Annotated in this window: 12 protein-coding genes and 5 tRNA genes; all 17 read right to left on the bottom strand. The window is 61.7% G+C overall.

The genetic code is table 11. The features are described from left to right. Window positions 1-82: 82 nt before the first annotated feature. The 17 genes from rpoC to rlmB all read right to left on the bottom strand — a co-directional run bounded on the left by rpoC (window position 83) and on the right by rlmB (window position 15,365). Complete coding sequence (gene rpoC, locus DESUT3_RS05615; protein ID WP_221251462.1) at window positions 83-4,276, bottom strand: DNA-directed RNA polymerase subunit beta'; 4,194 nt, start codon at window positions 4,274-4,276, stop codon at window positions 83-85. A gap of 92 nt (window positions 4,277-4,368) precedes the next feature. Continuing rightward, on the bottom strand, window positions 4,369-8,478 hold the full coding sequence (gene rpoB / locus DESUT3_RS05610; RefSeq protein WP_221251461.1) for a DNA-directed RNA polymerase subunit beta: 4,110 nt from the start codon (window positions 8,476-8,478) through the stop codon (window positions 4,369-4,371). Window positions 8,479-8,561: 83 nt separating this feature from the next. Continuing rightward, window positions 8,562-8,945: a 50S ribosomal protein L7/L12 gene (rplL, locus tag DESUT3_RS05605; protein WP_221251460.1), complete on the bottom strand. Its 384-nt coding sequence runs from the start codon at window positions 8,943-8,945 to the stop codon at window positions 8,562-8,564. Window positions 8,946-8,991: 46 nt separating this feature from the next. Then, window positions 8,992-9,510, bottom strand: a complete 519-nt coding sequence (gene rplJ / locus DESUT3_RS05600; RefSeq protein WP_221251459.1) for a 50S ribosomal protein L10 — start codon at window positions 9,508-9,510, stop codon at window positions 8,992-8,994. Window positions 9,511-9,750: 240 nt separating this feature from the next. Beyond that, complete coding sequence (gene rplA, locus DESUT3_RS05595) at window positions 9,751-10,455, bottom strand: 50S ribosomal protein L1 (protein ID WP_221251458.1); 705 nt, start codon at window positions 10,453-10,455, stop codon at window positions 9,751-9,753. Between the two features lie 27 nt (window positions 10,456-10,482). Next, complete coding sequence (gene rplK, locus DESUT3_RS05590) at window positions 10,483-10,905, bottom strand: 50S ribosomal protein L11 (RefSeq protein WP_221251457.1); 423 nt, start codon at window positions 10,903-10,905, stop codon at window positions 10,483-10,485. Window positions 10,906-11,005: 100 nt separating this feature from the next. Then, window positions 11,006-11,539 carry a transcription termination/antitermination protein NusG gene (gene nusG / locus DESUT3_RS05585; protein WP_221251456.1) on the bottom strand — a complete coding sequence of 178 codons (534 nt, stop codon included), beginning with the start codon at window positions 11,537-11,539 and terminating at the stop codon, window positions 11,006-11,008. Between the two features lie 20 nt (window positions 11,540-11,559). Next, on the bottom strand, window positions 11,560-11,745 hold the full coding sequence (secE, locus tag DESUT3_RS05580) for a preprotein translocase subunit SecE (protein WP_221251455.1): 186 nt from the start codon (window positions 11,743-11,745) through the stop codon (window positions 11,560-11,562). 39 nt (window positions 11,746-11,784) lie between these two features. Continuing rightward, window positions 11,785-11,861 (bottom strand) — tRNA-Trp (locus DESUT3_RS05575). 49 nt (window positions 11,862-11,910) lie between these two features. Further along, window positions 11,911-12,060 (bottom strand): 50S ribosomal protein L33, encoded by a 150-nt coding sequence (rpmG, locus tag DESUT3_RS05570; protein WP_092054182.1) that lies wholly within the window; start codon window positions 12,058-12,060, stop codon window positions 11,911-11,913. Between the two features lie 56 nt (window positions 12,061-12,116). Further along, window positions 12,117-13,316 (bottom strand): elongation factor Tu, encoded by a 1,200-nt coding sequence (tuf, locus tag DESUT3_RS05565; protein WP_221251454.1) that lies wholly within the window; start codon window positions 13,314-13,316, stop codon window positions 12,117-12,119. Window positions 13,317-13,439: 123 nt separating this feature from the next. Further along, window positions 13,440-13,515 (bottom strand) — tRNA-Thr (locus DESUT3_RS05560). 40 nt (window positions 13,516-13,555) lie between these two features. Continuing rightward, window positions 13,556-13,632: transfer RNA gene (locus tag DESUT3_RS05555), tRNA-Gly, on the bottom strand. A gap of 117 nt (window positions 13,633-13,749) precedes the next feature. Further along, window positions 13,750-13,834 (bottom strand) — tRNA-Tyr (locus DESUT3_RS05550). A 46-nt stretch (window positions 13,835-13,880) separates the two neighbouring features. Beyond that, window positions 13,881-13,956 (bottom strand) — tRNA-Thr (locus DESUT3_RS05545). Between the two features lie 156 nt (window positions 13,957-14,112). Further along, complete coding sequence (locus DESUT3_RS05540; RefSeq protein WP_221251453.1) at window positions 14,113-14,619, bottom strand: hypothetical protein; 507 nt, start codon at window positions 14,617-14,619, stop codon at window positions 14,113-14,115. Beyond that, on the bottom strand, window positions 14,616-15,365 hold the full coding sequence (gene rlmB, locus DESUT3_RS05535; protein WP_221251452.1) for a 23S rRNA (guanosine(2251)-2'-O)-methyltransferase RlmB: 750 nt from the start codon (window positions 15,363-15,365) through the stop codon (window positions 14,616-14,618). Before rlmB ends, DESUT3_RS05540 begins: the two co-directional genes overlap by 4 nt. Between the last annotated feature and the right edge of the window lie 5 nt (window positions 15,366-15,370).

Below are 15,370 nucleotides of genomic sequence, written 5' to 3'. Positions count from 1 at the left end.
TCAAATTATCAATCGGGCCGGGCAATGTCAAGCGCTTTTTTTGCCCGGCCCGCATTTTTTTTTCAGGGTGTCGCAACGCCCCTTATTCGGAGGCCTGTTCGGTGCTTTCCTCGCTGTCGGAAAGATCGATCGAGTCGTCGATTTCTTCCTCGATCGGCTCGAATTTCTCCTCGGGCTCCTCGATGAGCAGCTTGGCCCCGCGGTACTTGGAGACACCGGTGCCCGCCGGGATCAGGCGGCCCATGATGACGTTCTCCTTGAGCCCGCGCAGGAAGTCGATCTTCCCCTCGATGGCGGCCTGGGTGAGAACCTTGGTGGTCTCCTGGAAAGAGGCCGCCGAGATGAAGGACTCGGTGGAGAGCGAGGCCTTGGTGATGCCGAGCATCAGCGGCTCACCGACCGCCGGCGCCTGACCTTCGCCCAGCACCCGCTGATTCTCCTCCTCGAACTCCCAGCGTTCGACCTGGTCGTCGAGCAGGAACTTGGTGTCCCCGACCTCCTTGATGCGCACCCGACGCAGCATCTGGCGGACGATGACCTCGATGTGCTTGTCGTTGATCTTGACGCCCTGCAGCCGGTAGACCTCCTGCACCTCGTCCACCAGGTATTTGGCCAGCTCCTTCTCGCCAAGTACCCGCAGGATGTCGTGGGGATTGCTCGAGCCGTCCATCAGCGCTTCGCCGGCCTTGACGTAATCGCCTTCGTGGACGCTGATGTGCTTGCCCTTGGGAATGAGGTACTCCTTGGCCTCGCCGACCTCGGGGGTGACGATGACCTTGCGCTTGCCCTTGGAGTCCTTGCCGAAGGCGACCGTCCCGTCGATATCGGAGATGACGGCGAATTCCTTGGGCTTGCGGGCCTCGAACAGCTCGGCGACGCGCGGCAGACCCCCGGTGATGTCCTTGGTCTTGGTGGTCTCGCGGGGAATCTTGGCGAGGATGTCGCCGGCACCAACCATGTCGTCTTCCATGACCACGATGTTGGCGCCCACCGGCAGCATGTAACGGGCAGGCGCACCGTTGGGCAGCTTGACGGTCTTGCCCTCGGCGTCCTTGAGGGTGATCCGCGGACGCCTGTCGGCGGCCTTCGACTCGATGATGACCTTCCGGGTCAGGCCGGTGACCTCGTCGAGCTGCTCCTCCATGGTGACCCCCTCGACCACGTCGCCGAAGCGGACCTGACCGGAGATCTCGGTCAGAATGGGCATGGTGTAGGGGTCCCACTCGGCCAGCAGATCGCCGGTCTTGACCGGCTGCTCGGGTCCGATGCGCAGGCGCGCACCGTAGACCAGGCCGTAGCGTTCGCGCTCGCGGCCGGTCTCGTCGATGACCGCGGCCTCACCGTTGCGGTTCATGACCACGTGGTGGCCGTTCTTGTCGACTACGGTATTGAGGTTGATGTACTTCATCGAACCGTCGAAGCGGGCCTCGAGCGAGGTCTGCTCGGCACGCCGCGAGGCGGTACCGCCGATATGGAAGGTACGCATGGTGAGCTGAGTACCCGGCTCACCGATGGACTGGGCGGCGATGACCCCGACCGCCTCGCCGAGGTTGACCATGTGCCCCCGGGCCAGGTCGCGCCCGTAGCAGGAGGCGCAGATGCCGCGCCGGCTCTGGCAGGTGAGCACCGAACGGATGCGCAGCTTCTCGATGCCGGCGTTCTCGATCTTGGCCACCAGGTCTTCGTCGATTTCCTGGTTGGCTTTTACCAGCACCTCGTCAGTCACCGGATCGAGCACGTCCTCGAGGGCGGTACGGCCCAGGATGCGGTCGCCCAGCGGCTCGATGACCTCGCCGCCCTCGGTGAGCGAGGAGACCAGGATGCCGTCGAGGGTGTTGCAGTCGGCCTCGGTGATGATCGCGTCCTGCGCCACGTCCACCAGGCGCCGGGTGAGGTAACCCGAGTTGGCGGTCTTGAGCGCGGTGTCGGCCAGACCCTTACGGGCACCGTGGGTCGAGATGAAGTACTGCAGAACGGTCAGACCCTCGCGGAAGTTGGCGGTGATCGGGGTCTCGATGATCTCGCCCGAAGGCTTGGCCATCAGACCGCGCATCCCGGCCAGCTGCCGGATCTGCTGGGCGCTGCCGCGGGCCCCCGAGTCGGCCATCATGTGAATGGCGTTGAAGGAGGGGACCTTGACCGCGTTGGGCTTCTCGTCTTCGGCGGTGCCGGGCTCGACCACCAGGTCCACCGAGAGGTTGGAGAGCATGGTCTGGGCGATATCTTCGGTACACTTGGCCCAGATGTCGATGACCTTGTTGTAGCGTTCCCCGTCGGTAATCAGACCCTCGGTGTACTGCTGCTGAATCTCGGTCACCTCGGCGACGGCCTTGTCGATGTACTGCTGCTTGTTCTCGGGGATGACCATGTCGTCGAGACAGATGGAGATCCCCGCCAGGGTCGAGAACTTGTAGCCGGTATCCTTGAGCCGGTCGGCCAGGATGACCGTGTCCTTGTTCCCCGCCAGGCGGAAGCTGGCGTCGATCAGGTCGCCGACCTGCTTCTTGGTCATGACCCGGTTGATGTACTCGAAGGGAATCGAGTCGGGAACCACCTCGCGCAGCAGAACACGGCCCACGGTGGTCTCCACCGGCTCGGGATCGCGCCCCTGTCCGGTGACCATGCGCACCTTGATCTTGGCCTGCAGATCGGCCGCGCCGGCGTCATAGGCCATGCGCACCTCATCAGGGTTGGCGAAGACCTTACCTTCGCCCTTGGCGAAGACGCGCTCGCGGGTCATGTAGTAGATCCCCAGGACCATGTCCTGCGAGGGGACGATGATCGGCTTGCCGTTGGCCGGCGAGAGGATGTTGTTGGTGGACATCATCAGCACCCGGGCCTCGATCTGGCTCTCGATGGAGAGCGGCAGGTGCACCGCCATCTGGTCGCCGTCGAAGTCGGCGTTGAAGGCGGTACAGACCAGGGGATGCAGCTGAATCGCCTTGCCCTCGATGAGCACCGGCTCGAAAGCCTGGATGCCGAGACGGTGCAGGGTCGGAGCGCGGTTGAGCATAACCGGGTGCTCCTTGATGACCTCGTCGAGCACGTCCCAGACCTCCGGCTTCTCCTTCTCCACCATCTTCTTGGCGCTCTTGATGGTGGTGCAGTAGCCGCGCTCCTCGAGCTTGTTGTAGATGAAGGGCTTGAACAGCTCCAGGGCCATCTTCTTCGGCAGGCCGCACTGGTGCAGCTTAAGCTCGGGGCCGACGACGATAACCGAACGGCCCGAGTAGTCGACGCGCTTGCCGAGCAGGTTCTGGCGGAACCGGCCGCCCTTGCCCTTGAGCATGTCGGAGAGCGACTTCAGCGGGCGCTTGTTGGGGCCGGTGATGGCCCGGCCGCGCCGGCCGTTGTCGAACAGCGCGTCCACCGACTCCTGCAGCATGCGCTTTTCGTTGCGGATGATGACCTCGGGCGCGCGAAGTTCCATCAGGCGCTTGAGCCGGTTGTTACGGTTGATCACCCGGCGGTAGAGGTCGTTGAGGTCGCTGGTGGCGAAGCGGCCGCCGTCCAGGGGAACCAGCGGGCGCAGTTCGGGCGGCAGCACCGGGATGGTCTCGAGAATCATCCACTCGGGGCGGTTGCCGCTGGTGCGGAAAGCCTCCACGACCTTGAGGCGCTTGGAGACCTTCTTGCGCTTGGCTTCGCTGGCGGCCTCCTTCATCTCGCCGCGCAGCTGCTCGCCGAGTTCCTCCAACTCGATGGCCGCAAGCAGTTCGCGGATCGCTTCGGCGCCCATTCCTGCGGTGAACTGGCCGGCGTACTCGTCCATCGCCTCGCGGTACTTGTCCTCGCTGAGCACCTGACCCTTGGCCAGGGGGGTGTCTCCCTTGTCGAGAACGATATAGGCCTCGAAGTAGAGGATTTTCTCAACCTCCTTCAGGGTCAGGTCGACCAGCGTGGAAATGCGCGAAGGCAGGGACTTGAGAAACCAGATATGGGCCACCGGGCAGGCCAGGTCGATGTGCCCCAGGCGCTCGCGGCGCACCTTGCTGGGGATGACCTCGACGCCGCACTTCTCGCAGACGATTCCGCGGTGCTTCATGCGCTTGTACTTGCCGCAGTTGCACTCGTAGTCCTTGGTGGGGCCGAAGATCTTGGCGCAGAACAGGCCGTCGCGCTCCGGCTTGAAAGTGCGGTAGTTTATGGTTTCGGGTTTTTTGACCTCACCGAAGGAACGCTCGCGGATCTTCTCCGGCGAAGCGACGGAGAGCCGGATGGCGTTGAAATTCAGGGGATCCTTCGGCCGCTCAAAAAGACTGAAAATATTTTCCAAGACACATCCTCCTTATGGGATGGTGGTTGGCTTAAAGCGGTCAGCTGCCAGCCCGCCCAGGGCTTCGCCCTCGGCGGGCCGGCGGCTGCCTTTTAGTCCTCTTCCTCTTCGAGGAGTTCCACGTCGAGGCACAGCGACTGCAGTTCTTTGACCAGCACGTTGAAGGACTCGGGCAGGCCGGCCTCCAGGGTATGCTTGCCCTTGACGATGGCCTCGTAGATCCGGGTGCGGCCGGCCACGTCGTCGGATTTCACGGTCAGGAACTCCTGCAGCGCGTGGGCCGCGCCGTAGGCTTCCATGGCCCAGACCTCCATCTCGCCGAGCCGCTGGCCGCCGAATTGGGCCTTGCCGCCCAGCGGTTGCTGGGTGACCAGACTGTAGGGGCCGATGCTGCGGGCGTGGATCTTGTCGTCAACCAGGTGGTGCAGCTTGAGCATATACATTATGCCGACGGTGACCTTCTCCTTGAACGGCTCGCCGGTCTTGCCGTTGTGCAGCACCATCTGGCCGCTGCTGGAAAAGCCCGCCCGGGTCATCTCTTCCTTCATCTGCACTTCGTTGACCCCCTCGAAGACCGGGGAAGCCATGGGCACGCCATGGGAGAGCCGGCGAGCCAGAGCCAGGGTCTCTTCTTCAGAGAGCCCGTCGATGAACTTGTTCAGCTCCTTGTTGCCGTAGACCTCCTTGACCTTGTCCTTGAGCGCTTTGGTGCTGAAGTTCTTCTCCAGCACTTCCTGGATCTTCAGGCCCAGGCCGCGGGCGGCGAGGCCCAGGTGGGTCTCGAGGATCTGCCCGACGTTCATACGCGAGGGGACGCCCAGCGGGTTGAGCACGATCTCGACGGGGGTGCCGTCGGCCATGTAGGGCATGTCCTCTTCGGGCAGCACCCGGGAGAGAACGCCCTTGTTGCCGTGGCGGCCGGCCATCTTGTCACCCACCGAAAGCTTGCGCTTGATGGCGATGTAGACCTTGACCATCTTGATGACCCCGGGGGGCAGATCGTCGCCGCGCTTGAGTTTTTCGATCTTGTCGGCGAACACGCTCTTGATGATCTCTTCACGCTCGGTGAAGCGGTCGAAGGCCGTGCTGATCTTCTCCTCGATCTCCTCGGCCTTGACCAGGGAGATTTCCTTCCAGGAACGGAAGGAGACCTTCTCGAGTACCTCGGCGGTGAGCTTTTTGCCCTTGGACAGAACGATGGTCCCGTCCTGATCGACCAGAGGCATGGCCAGGGTCTGGCCGACCAGCAGGTTCAGGATCTTGCTGCGGGACGATTGGCGGATAATGGCGATCTCGTCGTTCTGGTCCTTCTGCAGCTTGTCGATCTCGGCCTTTTCGATGAGTTCGGTGCGGGCGTCCTTGTCAGCGCCCTTGCGGGAGAAGACCCGGGCGCCGATGACCACCCCTTCAACCCCCGGGGGTACCCGCAGCGAGGTGTCACGGACATCGCCGGCCTTCTCGCCGAAGATGGCCCGCAGCAGCTTCTCCTCGGGGGAGAGCTGGGTTTCACCCTTGGGAGTGATCTTGCCGACCAGGATGTCGCCGGGACCGACTTCGGCACCGATGCGGATGATCCCGCTCTCGTCGAGGTCCGCCAGGGCATCCTCGCCGAGGTTGGGGATGTCGTCGGTGATCTCTTCCTTGCCGAGCTTGGTGTCGCGGGCAACGCACTCGAACTCCTCGATGTGCACCGAGGTGTAGCGGTCTTCCTTGACCAGTTTCTCCGAGATCAGGATCGAGTCCTCGAAGTTGTACCCTTCCCAGGGCATAAAGGCGACCACCACGTTCTGGCCCAGGGCCAGCTCGCCCCATTGGGTGGAGGGGCCGTCGGCGATGATCTCGCCGCGCTTGACCCGGTCGCCGACCCGCACGATAGGCTTCTGGTTGAGGCAGGTGTTCTGGTTGGAGCGGGCGAACTTGATCAGGGTGTAGATGTCGACCCCGGTGCCGGTTTCGTCCACTTCGCCCTCGTCGATCTTGACCACGATACGCGCCGCGTCGACGCTTTCGACCACCCCGTTGTGGCGGGCCACCACGGCGGCGCCCGAGTCGTGGGCGACGATACGCTCCATGCCGGTGCCGACCAGCGGCGCATCGGCGCGCAGCAGAGGCACGGCCTGGCGCTGCATGTTCGAACCCATCAGGGCGCGGTTGGCGTCGTCGTTCTCGAGGAACGGAATCAGCGCCGCGGCCACCGATACCAGCTGCTTGGGCGAAACGTCCATCAGCTCGATATCTTCGCGGTTCATCAGCATGAACTCGCCGTTCTGACGGGCGTTGACCAGCTCATTGACGAAGGTGTTATCCTCGTTGAGCGGCGCATTGGCCTGGGCGATGGCGTGACCTTCCTCCTCCAGGGCGGAGAAGTACTTGATCTCGGTGGTGACGGTGCCTTCCTTGACCAGCCGGTAGGGGGTCTCGACGAAGCCGTGCTCGTTGATCCGGGCGTAGGTCGAAAGCGAGGCGATCAGGCCGATGTTCGGACCCTCCGGGGTCTCGATGGGGCAGACGCGGCCGTAGTGGGTCGGATGCACGTCGCGAACCTCGAAGCCCGCGCGTTCGCGGGTCAGACCGCCGGGGCCGAGGGCCGAGAGGCGCCGCTTGTGGGTGATCTCCGACAGCGGGTTGGTCTGGTCCATGAACTGGGAGAGCTGGGAGGAGCCGAAGAACTCCTTGACCACCGCGGAGACCGGCTTGGAGTTGATCAGGTCGTGGGGCATCAGGCTGTCCACTTCCTGCAGGCTCATGCGCTCCTTGATGGCGCGCTCCATGCGCACCAGGCCGACCCGGTACTGGTTTTCCAGCAGCTCGCCGACGGCGCGCACCCGGCGGTTGCCGAGGTGGTCGATATCGTCGATGGCGCCCTTGCCGTTGCGCAGGTCGATCAGGTAGCGCACCACCTCGAGGATATCTTCCTTGGTCAGGGTGGTGTGCTCCAGCGGGGTCTCGAGACCCAACTTGTAATTGAGCTTGAGCCGGCCAACGGCGGAGAGATCGTAGCGCTCGGCGTTGAAGAACAGGCTGTCGAAGAGCAGCCGTGAGCTTTTCAGCGTCGGCGGATCACCGGGGCGCAGGCGCCGGTAGATCTCGATCATGGCGTCGTCGGAGGTGGCGATCTTGTCCAGCTGCAGGGTTTCGCGCAGGTACGGACCGACATACAGGTTGTCGATGAACAGGATGCTGAATTCACCAATGCCGCGCTCGCGAAGGTCCTGCAGCTTGGCTGCAGAAATCTCTTCGTTGCACTCGAGAATGACCTCACCGGTAGCGGTGTCGATCACGTCGGTCGAGGCAATCTTGCCCACCAGTTCCTCTTCGCCGCAGGGGATGAATTCGATCCCCTTTTCACCCAGCTTGCGGATGGCGGCCTTGGTGAACTTGCGGTTGGCCTTGACGATCACCTCGCCGTCGGCAGCCACCACATCGCTGTTGGCGCGTTGCCCGGTCAGCAGGTCGAGATTGACGCGCTTCTTGTAGCCATCGCCGTCAACCACGATCTGCTCGGTATCGTAGTAGTAATTGAGCAGTTCCTCGTTGGAGTATCCAAGGGCCTTGAGCAGGACGGTCGCGGGCAGCTTGCGGCGCCGGTCGATGCGGACGTAGAGGATGTCCTTGTGATCGAAATCGAAATCCAGCCAGGACCCGCGGTAGGGGATCACCCGGGCGCTGTAGAGAATCTTGCCGCTCGAGTGGGTCTTGCCCTTGTCATGATCGAAGAACACCCCCGGCGAGCGGTGCAGCTGGCTGACGATAACCCGCTCGGTGCCGTTGATGATGAAGGTCCCGTTTTCGGTCATGAGCGGGATCTCGCCGAAGTAGACCTCCTGCTCTTTTATATCGCGAATCGACTGGACTCCGGACTCCTTGTCGACGTCCCAGGAGACGAGGCGGACCCGCACCTTGACGGGGGAAGCGAAGGTCATCCCCCGCTGGTGGCACTCGTCGACGTCGTATTTGGGGATGCCCAGCGAGTAGGAAACATATTCAAGGGAACAGGTTTCGCTGAAATCGCGGATCGGAAAAACGGAACGGAACACAGCCTCCAGCCCGATGTTCTGCCGCGCCGAAGGAGGGAGCTCCGCCTGGAGAAAACGCTTGTAGGAGTTTTTCTGGATATCGATGAGGTTGGGGATGTCGATAATCCGAGTGACCTCGGCAAAGTGTTTCCTCAGAAGCTGGTTATTCGCGATCGAATAAGCCATGGTTTCTCCTTTAGGTAACGAAAGTAGAATAGCCAAGGCCGCGCAAGGCGACCTTGGCTAGGGGTGAAACTATAAAGAAGGTATTACTTGAGTTCCACTTTGGCGCCGGCTTCTTCAAGCTGCTTCTTGAGCTCTTCGGCTTCGGCCTTGGCAACAGCTTCCTTGACGGTCTGGGGAGCGCCGTCGACCAGGTCCTTGGCTTCCTTGAGGCCGAGGCCGGTAGCGGCCCGGACAACCTTGATAACGTTGATCTTCTTGTCGCCGGCGCTGGCCAGAACGACGTCGAACTCGTCCTTCTCTTCTACAGCGGCAGCTTCGGCGCCAGCAACGGGACCGGCGGCAACGGCAACCGGAGCAGCGGCGGACACGCCGAACTTCTCTTCCAGTTCCTTGACCAGCTCGGCCAGTTCGAGGACGGTCATTTTCTCGATGAATTCAACAACCTGCTCTTTGGTGATCTCAGCCATGGTACATTTCCTCCGTAATTGTTCTTATCGTTGGGTAGTTGTTATTTCAGGCAGCTTTTTTGTCCTGGATCGCGGCCAGCACCTGCACCAGAGACCGCGGGATGGCGGCCAGCACGCCGACGAAATTGCTCGCCGGAGCGTTGAGCGACCCCAGAACCTTGGCCAGCAACACTTCGCGGCTCGGCAGTTCGGAAAGGGCCTTGATGTCTTCGATGGACAGCACCTTGCCATCCAGGGCGCCGACTTTCAGTTCGAACTTGTCATTGGCCTTGGCGAAATCGCTCAGCACCTTGGCCGGTGCAACAGGATCCTGCTGCACGATGGCAATGGCGGTGGGCCCCTCGAGATACTTCTCGAGACACTCGACGCCGGTGTTTTTGGCAGCGATCCGCAGCAGGGTGTTTTTCACCACCTGGTACTCGACGCCGGCCTTGCGCAATTCACCACGCAGGGTGTTGACCTTCTCGACGTTCAGACCACGGTAATCAGCCAGGAACGCTGCTTTGGCAGTCGCCAGCTTCTCCGCCAGTTCGGAAATCAACTGATCTTTGCTGTTTCTGTTCAACGTCTCTCCTCCTTTCTTGTGATTTGCGGGATATTACTAATCCCAAGCCCCGGTCAGAGGTCATTGGGAGAGACGGTGGACCCGTCGCCCCGTTTCTACAGCCTCGGCAGGTGGACAACCATTAAACCCCCGCAGGGGGTGCCTGCTGTCATTGACCTGGAGCGTACTGCGTTATAGTACGCAGACCCGGCACGTCGGTGCCGGGTCTGGATTACAGGAAAGAATTCCCCGTAGGTTTTTCTACTTCACCAGAGCCTGGACCTCGGGGACGTCGATCACGACGCCGGGCCCCATGGTGCTGGAGATGCAGATCTTTTTCAGGTAGTTACCCTTGGCGGTCGAGGGCTTGGCCTTGATCAGGGCGTCCATCAGCGCCACGATATTCCCCTTGAGCTTCTCGGGCTCAAAGGAGACCTTGCCGACGGGCGAGTGGATGATGCCGGCCTTTTCGACGCGGTATTCCACCTTACCCGATTTAGCCTCGTTGACGGCGCGGCCAACCTCGAAGGTTACCGTCCCGACCTTGGGGTTGGGCATCAGGCCGCGGGGGCCGAGCAGTTTACCGATCTTGCCCACCGTCCCCATCATGTCGGGAGTGGCGATGGCGGTATCGAAATCGAACCAGCCCCCCTGGATCTTGGCCACCAGGTCATCGGCACCCACGTAGTCGGCACCGGCGGCAGTCGCCTCCTGGGCTTTCTCGCCCTTGGCGAAAACCAGCACCCGTACGGCTTTGCCAAGCCCGTTGGGCAGCACAACGGCGCCACGCACCATCTGGTCGGCCTTGCGGGGATCGACCCCGAGGCGCACCGACAGGTCGACGGTTTCGTCGAACTTGGCGTAGGCGGCCTCCTTGACCAGCGCGATGGCTTCGTCCAGATTGTAGGCCTTGGACCGATCGATCTTGGCCTTTGCTTCTTTATGGTGTTTTCCAGTCTTTGACATCACTATTCTCCAGCTTCCGCCACAAAGTTACTCGATTTCAAGCCCCATGCTGCGGGCCGTACCCTCAATGGTGCGCACGGCAGCGTCGACATCAAAGGCATTGAGGTCGGGCATCTTCAACTTGGCGATTTCCCGCACCTGCTCCTTGGTCACCTTGCCCACCTTGTTCTTGTTGGGCACGCCCGAACCCTTGGGGATCTTGGCTGCCTTCATCAGCAGCACCGCGGCGGGCGGAGTCTTGGTGATGAAAGTAAAGGAACGGTCGGCGTAAACGGTGATCACCACGGGGATGATCATCCCGTCCTCACCCTGCGTCTTGGCATTGAACGCCTTGCAGAATTCCATGATATTGACCCCGTGCTGACCGAGCGCGGGACCAACCGGCGGCGAGGGATTCGCCTTGCCGGCAGGAATCTGCAGCTTTATCAAACCAACAACCTTCTTGGCCATGAGCTACTCCTTAACAAACAAAAGTTCGACGTTCGATATTCGACGTCCGACGTTCGAGGCCAGAGCTGAACCTGGAACATCGAACCTGGAACATCGAACCTCAACTGGTTTTTTCTACCTGGATAAATTCGAGCTCAACGGGGGTTACCCGGCCAAAGATACTGACCATGACCTTGAGCTTCCCCTTGTCGGGCTTGACGTCTTCAACGACACCGGTGAAGTTGAGGAACGGACCGTCGATGACCCGCACCGTTTCGCCCACTTCGAACTCCACCTTGGGCTTGGGCCGCTCGACCCCCTCTTCCATCCGCGCGGTGATCTTCGCCACCTCCTCATCGGGGATGGCGGGCGGGGCGGTGCCTCCGCCGACGAACCCGGTCACCTTGGGCGTATCCTTGACGATGTGCCAGGTCTCGTTGTTCAGTTCCATCCGCACCAGGATGTACCCGGGAAAGAACTTTCTCGTCGAGGTCCGCCGCTCGCCCTTCTTGAGTTCGACCACCGTTTCGGAGGGGATGAGCACCCCGCCGAACATTTCCTCGGCACCCAGAGTCCGAATCCGCTCTTCCAGATTCAGCTTGACCTTGTTCTCATAGCCGGAGTAAGTGTGCACTCCATACCATCTCATTGCCATGGGACCCTTCCTTTTCCGGCTTAGCTAAGCAGAGCCCGGATCAGCCCCGAGAGGGCCGAATCGACCAGCCAGAGAAAGACAGCGACAGCCGTAACCAGGGCAATTACCACGAGCGTCGAGGCATAGGTATCCTTCCTGGTCGGCCAGGTCACCTTCTTCAATTCGCTCTTGACGTTGCGGAGAAACTCTGTCGTTTTGCCGAGCACTATCTTAAACCCCCACAGAGGATTATTGGCTTAAATCAATGGCAGGCCAGGAGGGACTCGAACCCCCAACACCCGGTTTTGGAGACCGGTGCTCTAGCCATTAGAGCTACTGGCCTGCACTCAAAAGAGCCATGCTGATCATGGCCCTTCCTAACGTTTCAACGCCTACTTGGTTTCGCGATGGGGCGTGTGCTTCCGACAGAACCGGCAGTACTTGCTGAACTCCAGCTTGTCCGGAGTGTTCTTCTTGTTTTTCGTGGTGGTGTAGTTGCGCTGCTTGCACTCGGTGCAAGCCAGAGTAACGATGTCACGCATGACTTCTATCCTTCAACCCCCTCCCCGGCAACCCGGGGAGGGAGCCCACTGTTAATTTACTCGATAATATCGCTGACGACGCCGGCGCCGACGGTGCGGCCCCCTTCACGGATGGCGAAGCGCAGTTCCTTGTCCATGGCGATCGGGGTGATCAGCTCGACGGTCATGGCGATGTTGTCGCCAGGCATGACCATCTCGGTCCCCTCGGGCAGCTGGACGATCCCGGTCACGTCGGTGGTCCGGAAGTAGAACTGGGGGCGGTACCCTTTGAAGAACGGAGTGTGGCGCCCGCCCTCTTCCTTGGTCAGGATGTATGCCTCGGCCTTGAACTTGGTGTGCGGGGTGATGCTGCCGGGCTTAGCCAGAACCTGACCGCGCTCGATGTCCTCACGCTTGACGCCGCGCAGCAGCACGCCGACGTTGTCGCCGGCCTGGCCCTGATCGAGCAGCTTGCGGAACATCTCGACGCCGGTGACCACGGTCTTGGTGGTGGCCTTCATGCCGACGATCTCGACTTCCTCGCCGACCTTGACCACACCGCGCTCGACGCGGCCGGTGGCCACGGTGCCGCGCCCGGAAATCGAGAACACGTCCTCGACCGGCATCAGGAACGGACGGTCGATGGCGCGCTCGGGCTCCGGGATGTAGCTGTCAACGGCGGCCATCAGCTCGAGGATGCACTTGCAGGCAGCGCAGTCTTCCTTGCCGCAGCCGCACTCGAGGGCCTTCAGGGCGCTGCCGGCAATGATCGGAATCTCGTCGCCGGGGAAGTCGTAGGTGCTGAGCAGTTCGCGAACTTCCAGCTCGACCAGCTCCATCAGCTCGGCGTCGTCGACCATGTCGGCCTTGTTCAGGAACACCACCATGGCGGGCACGCCGACCTGACGGGCGAGCAGGATGTGCTCGCGGGTCTGGGGCATGGGGCCGTCGGCGGCGGAGCAGACCAGGATGGCGCCGTCCATCTGCGCAGCACCGGTGATCATATTCTTGACGTAGTCGGCGTGGCCGGGGCAGTCAACGTGAGCGTAGTGCCGGTTGTCGGTCTGATACTCGACGTGAGCGGTGGCGATGGTGATGCCGCGCTCGCGCTCCTCGGGAGCGTTGTCGATCTGGTCGAAGGCCTTGAACTCAGCCCCGCCGCGGGATGCGAGAACCCGGGTGATGGCAGCGGTCAGCGTGGTCTTGCCATGGTCGACGTGACCGATGGTGCCGATGTTGACATGGGGCTTGGTTCTTTCAAATTTGGCTTTAGACATGCGTCTACCTCCCTTGTTTTTCTCGAAGCGATCTCTTTTGACTCAGGGTGCGGCCGCCGGGCCAAGCCCGGAGCCAAACGTAAGAAAGTTTTATAAACGGAAAAATCTCCCCGTGAAAGCAAATGGAGCCCACAACCAGATTTGAACTGGTGACCTCATCCTTACCAAGGATGCGCTCTACCAACTGAGCTATGTGGGCTTATCTCACTTTCCGACCGCGGAGAAACTGCAGCTTATTTTGGAGCGGGAAACGGGATTCGAACCCGCGACCCTCAGCTTGGAAGGCTGATGCTCTAGCCAACTGAGCTACTCCCGCCCAAAACTTGGAAGCCTATGCGATTTTCTGTGGACTCGCTACCCGTCCCGCCCCCAGTCAAAATGGCCAAGGCCTCCTGGGAAACGGCAACCGGAACTTGCCCGGCATGTAATTTATTGGTGGAGGGGGGAGGATTCGAACCTCCGAAGTCTACGACGGCAGATTTACAGTCTGCTCCCTTTGGCCACTCGGGAACCCCTCCAGGGGAAGCGTTTATTTAATTTTCAGGGAAACTCCCTGCGGCTCGCTGGAGCTGGCGACAGGAATTGAACCCGCAACCTGCTGATTACAAGTCAGCTGCTCTACCTGTTGAGCTACGCCAGCACGAGAGGCGTTTCTACAACAGCCCCCGACAAATTGCAAGCTTTTTTTCCGCCTGCGGGGGAGCCGGCCACGAGGCAGAACTTATAATGCATCCGAAGGGGGATGTCAACAGCAATTTGGTTTTTTTTGAGGATTTTCTGCACGGGCCGAAACAAATCAATTGGCGGGCCGGCGAAAACGGGCAAAGGGCCCATCGGGAGCCTGCATGGCCTCGAGCAGGCCAGCGGCCAGTTCCCGGCCGCGGAAGATTGGCACCCGGGAGCAGCCGACCTTGATCTTCAAGGGCTCGAGATCTCCCCCCTCGACAATGGCGGAAAGGGCACTCAGGTCCCAGGGGCGGATGAACTGCTCCATGGCCCGGTCGAGAAACTCCTGGGTGTCCAGGGCAACCCACAGATGCCCCACCTCATCCACTACCAGTTGCTGGTTGTCGACCAGTTCCTCGAGCACGATGACCCGATCCTCACTGCGCCAATGCCCCCAGAACGAGCCTCGGCCCCAACTCACGGCGGCGTACCCCGACTCGGGGTAAACCGTGATCTGCCCGCTGGCGGGGCCATGAGCCTCCACCGGCCAGGTCTCACAGCCGGGGCGCAGCTCGGCGGCCTGCTCACTGGGCAGACTCACCACCACATCGCGGATATTGTCTTCAGTCACGATCATGTCGGGGACGCCTCCCTTTGGCGCACAACCTCGAACAGAGCAACGCCGGCAGCGACCGAAGCATTGAGCGAGCCGACCCCGCCGTGCATGGGGATGGCCAGCAGGTGATCGCAGTGCCGGCGGACATTGGGCCGCAAGCCGCTCCCCTCGGCACCGACCACCAGGGCCAGGTCGCCCCCCAGGTCGGAGCCGTAAAGGGGCTCAGCCGCTGCCTCGCCGGCCAAGCCGTAGATCCAAAGTCCAGCCTCCTGCAACACCTCGAGGGCGCGGGACAGGTTGGTCACCTGGGCCAGGGGGATGTGCTCCAGGGCCCCGGCGGAGGATTTCTCCACCACCCCCGTCACCGGACAGGAGCGGTCGCGGGCGACGATCACCCCATGGCAGCCAGCGGCATCGGCGCAGCGCAGCAGGGCGCCGAAATTATGCGGATCGGTGATACCATCCAGCACCAGGAAGAATCCCGGACGACCGCTGCGTTTCCAGCCGGCCAGCAGCTCGTCGAGATCGGCGTAGGCAAAGGGCTCGAGCCGCAGCATCACCCCCTGGTGGTGCGAGTGGCCGGCCAGGCGGTCCAGCTCGCGGCGGGGCACTTCGCGCACAGGGATCCCCGCCGCCTCGGCCTCGCCAAGCAGCTGTTCGATGCGCGGGCCGCGCAGGCCCTGGGCAAGCAGCACCTCAAGCGGCTTGCGGCGCCGTCCCTGCAGCCCTTCGCGCACCGGGTTGACCCCATAGATCAGATCGGCCATAAATC

The sequence above is a fragment of the Desulfuromonas versatilis genome, from assembly GCF_019704135.1.
Lineage (GTDB): Bacteria > Desulfobacterota > Desulfuromonadia > Desulfuromonadales > NIT-T3 > Desulfuromonas_A > Desulfuromonas_A versatilis.
The sequence above is the reverse complement of the archived record's forward strand: the minus strand, read 5'-3'. Positions and strand labels throughout refer to the sequence as shown.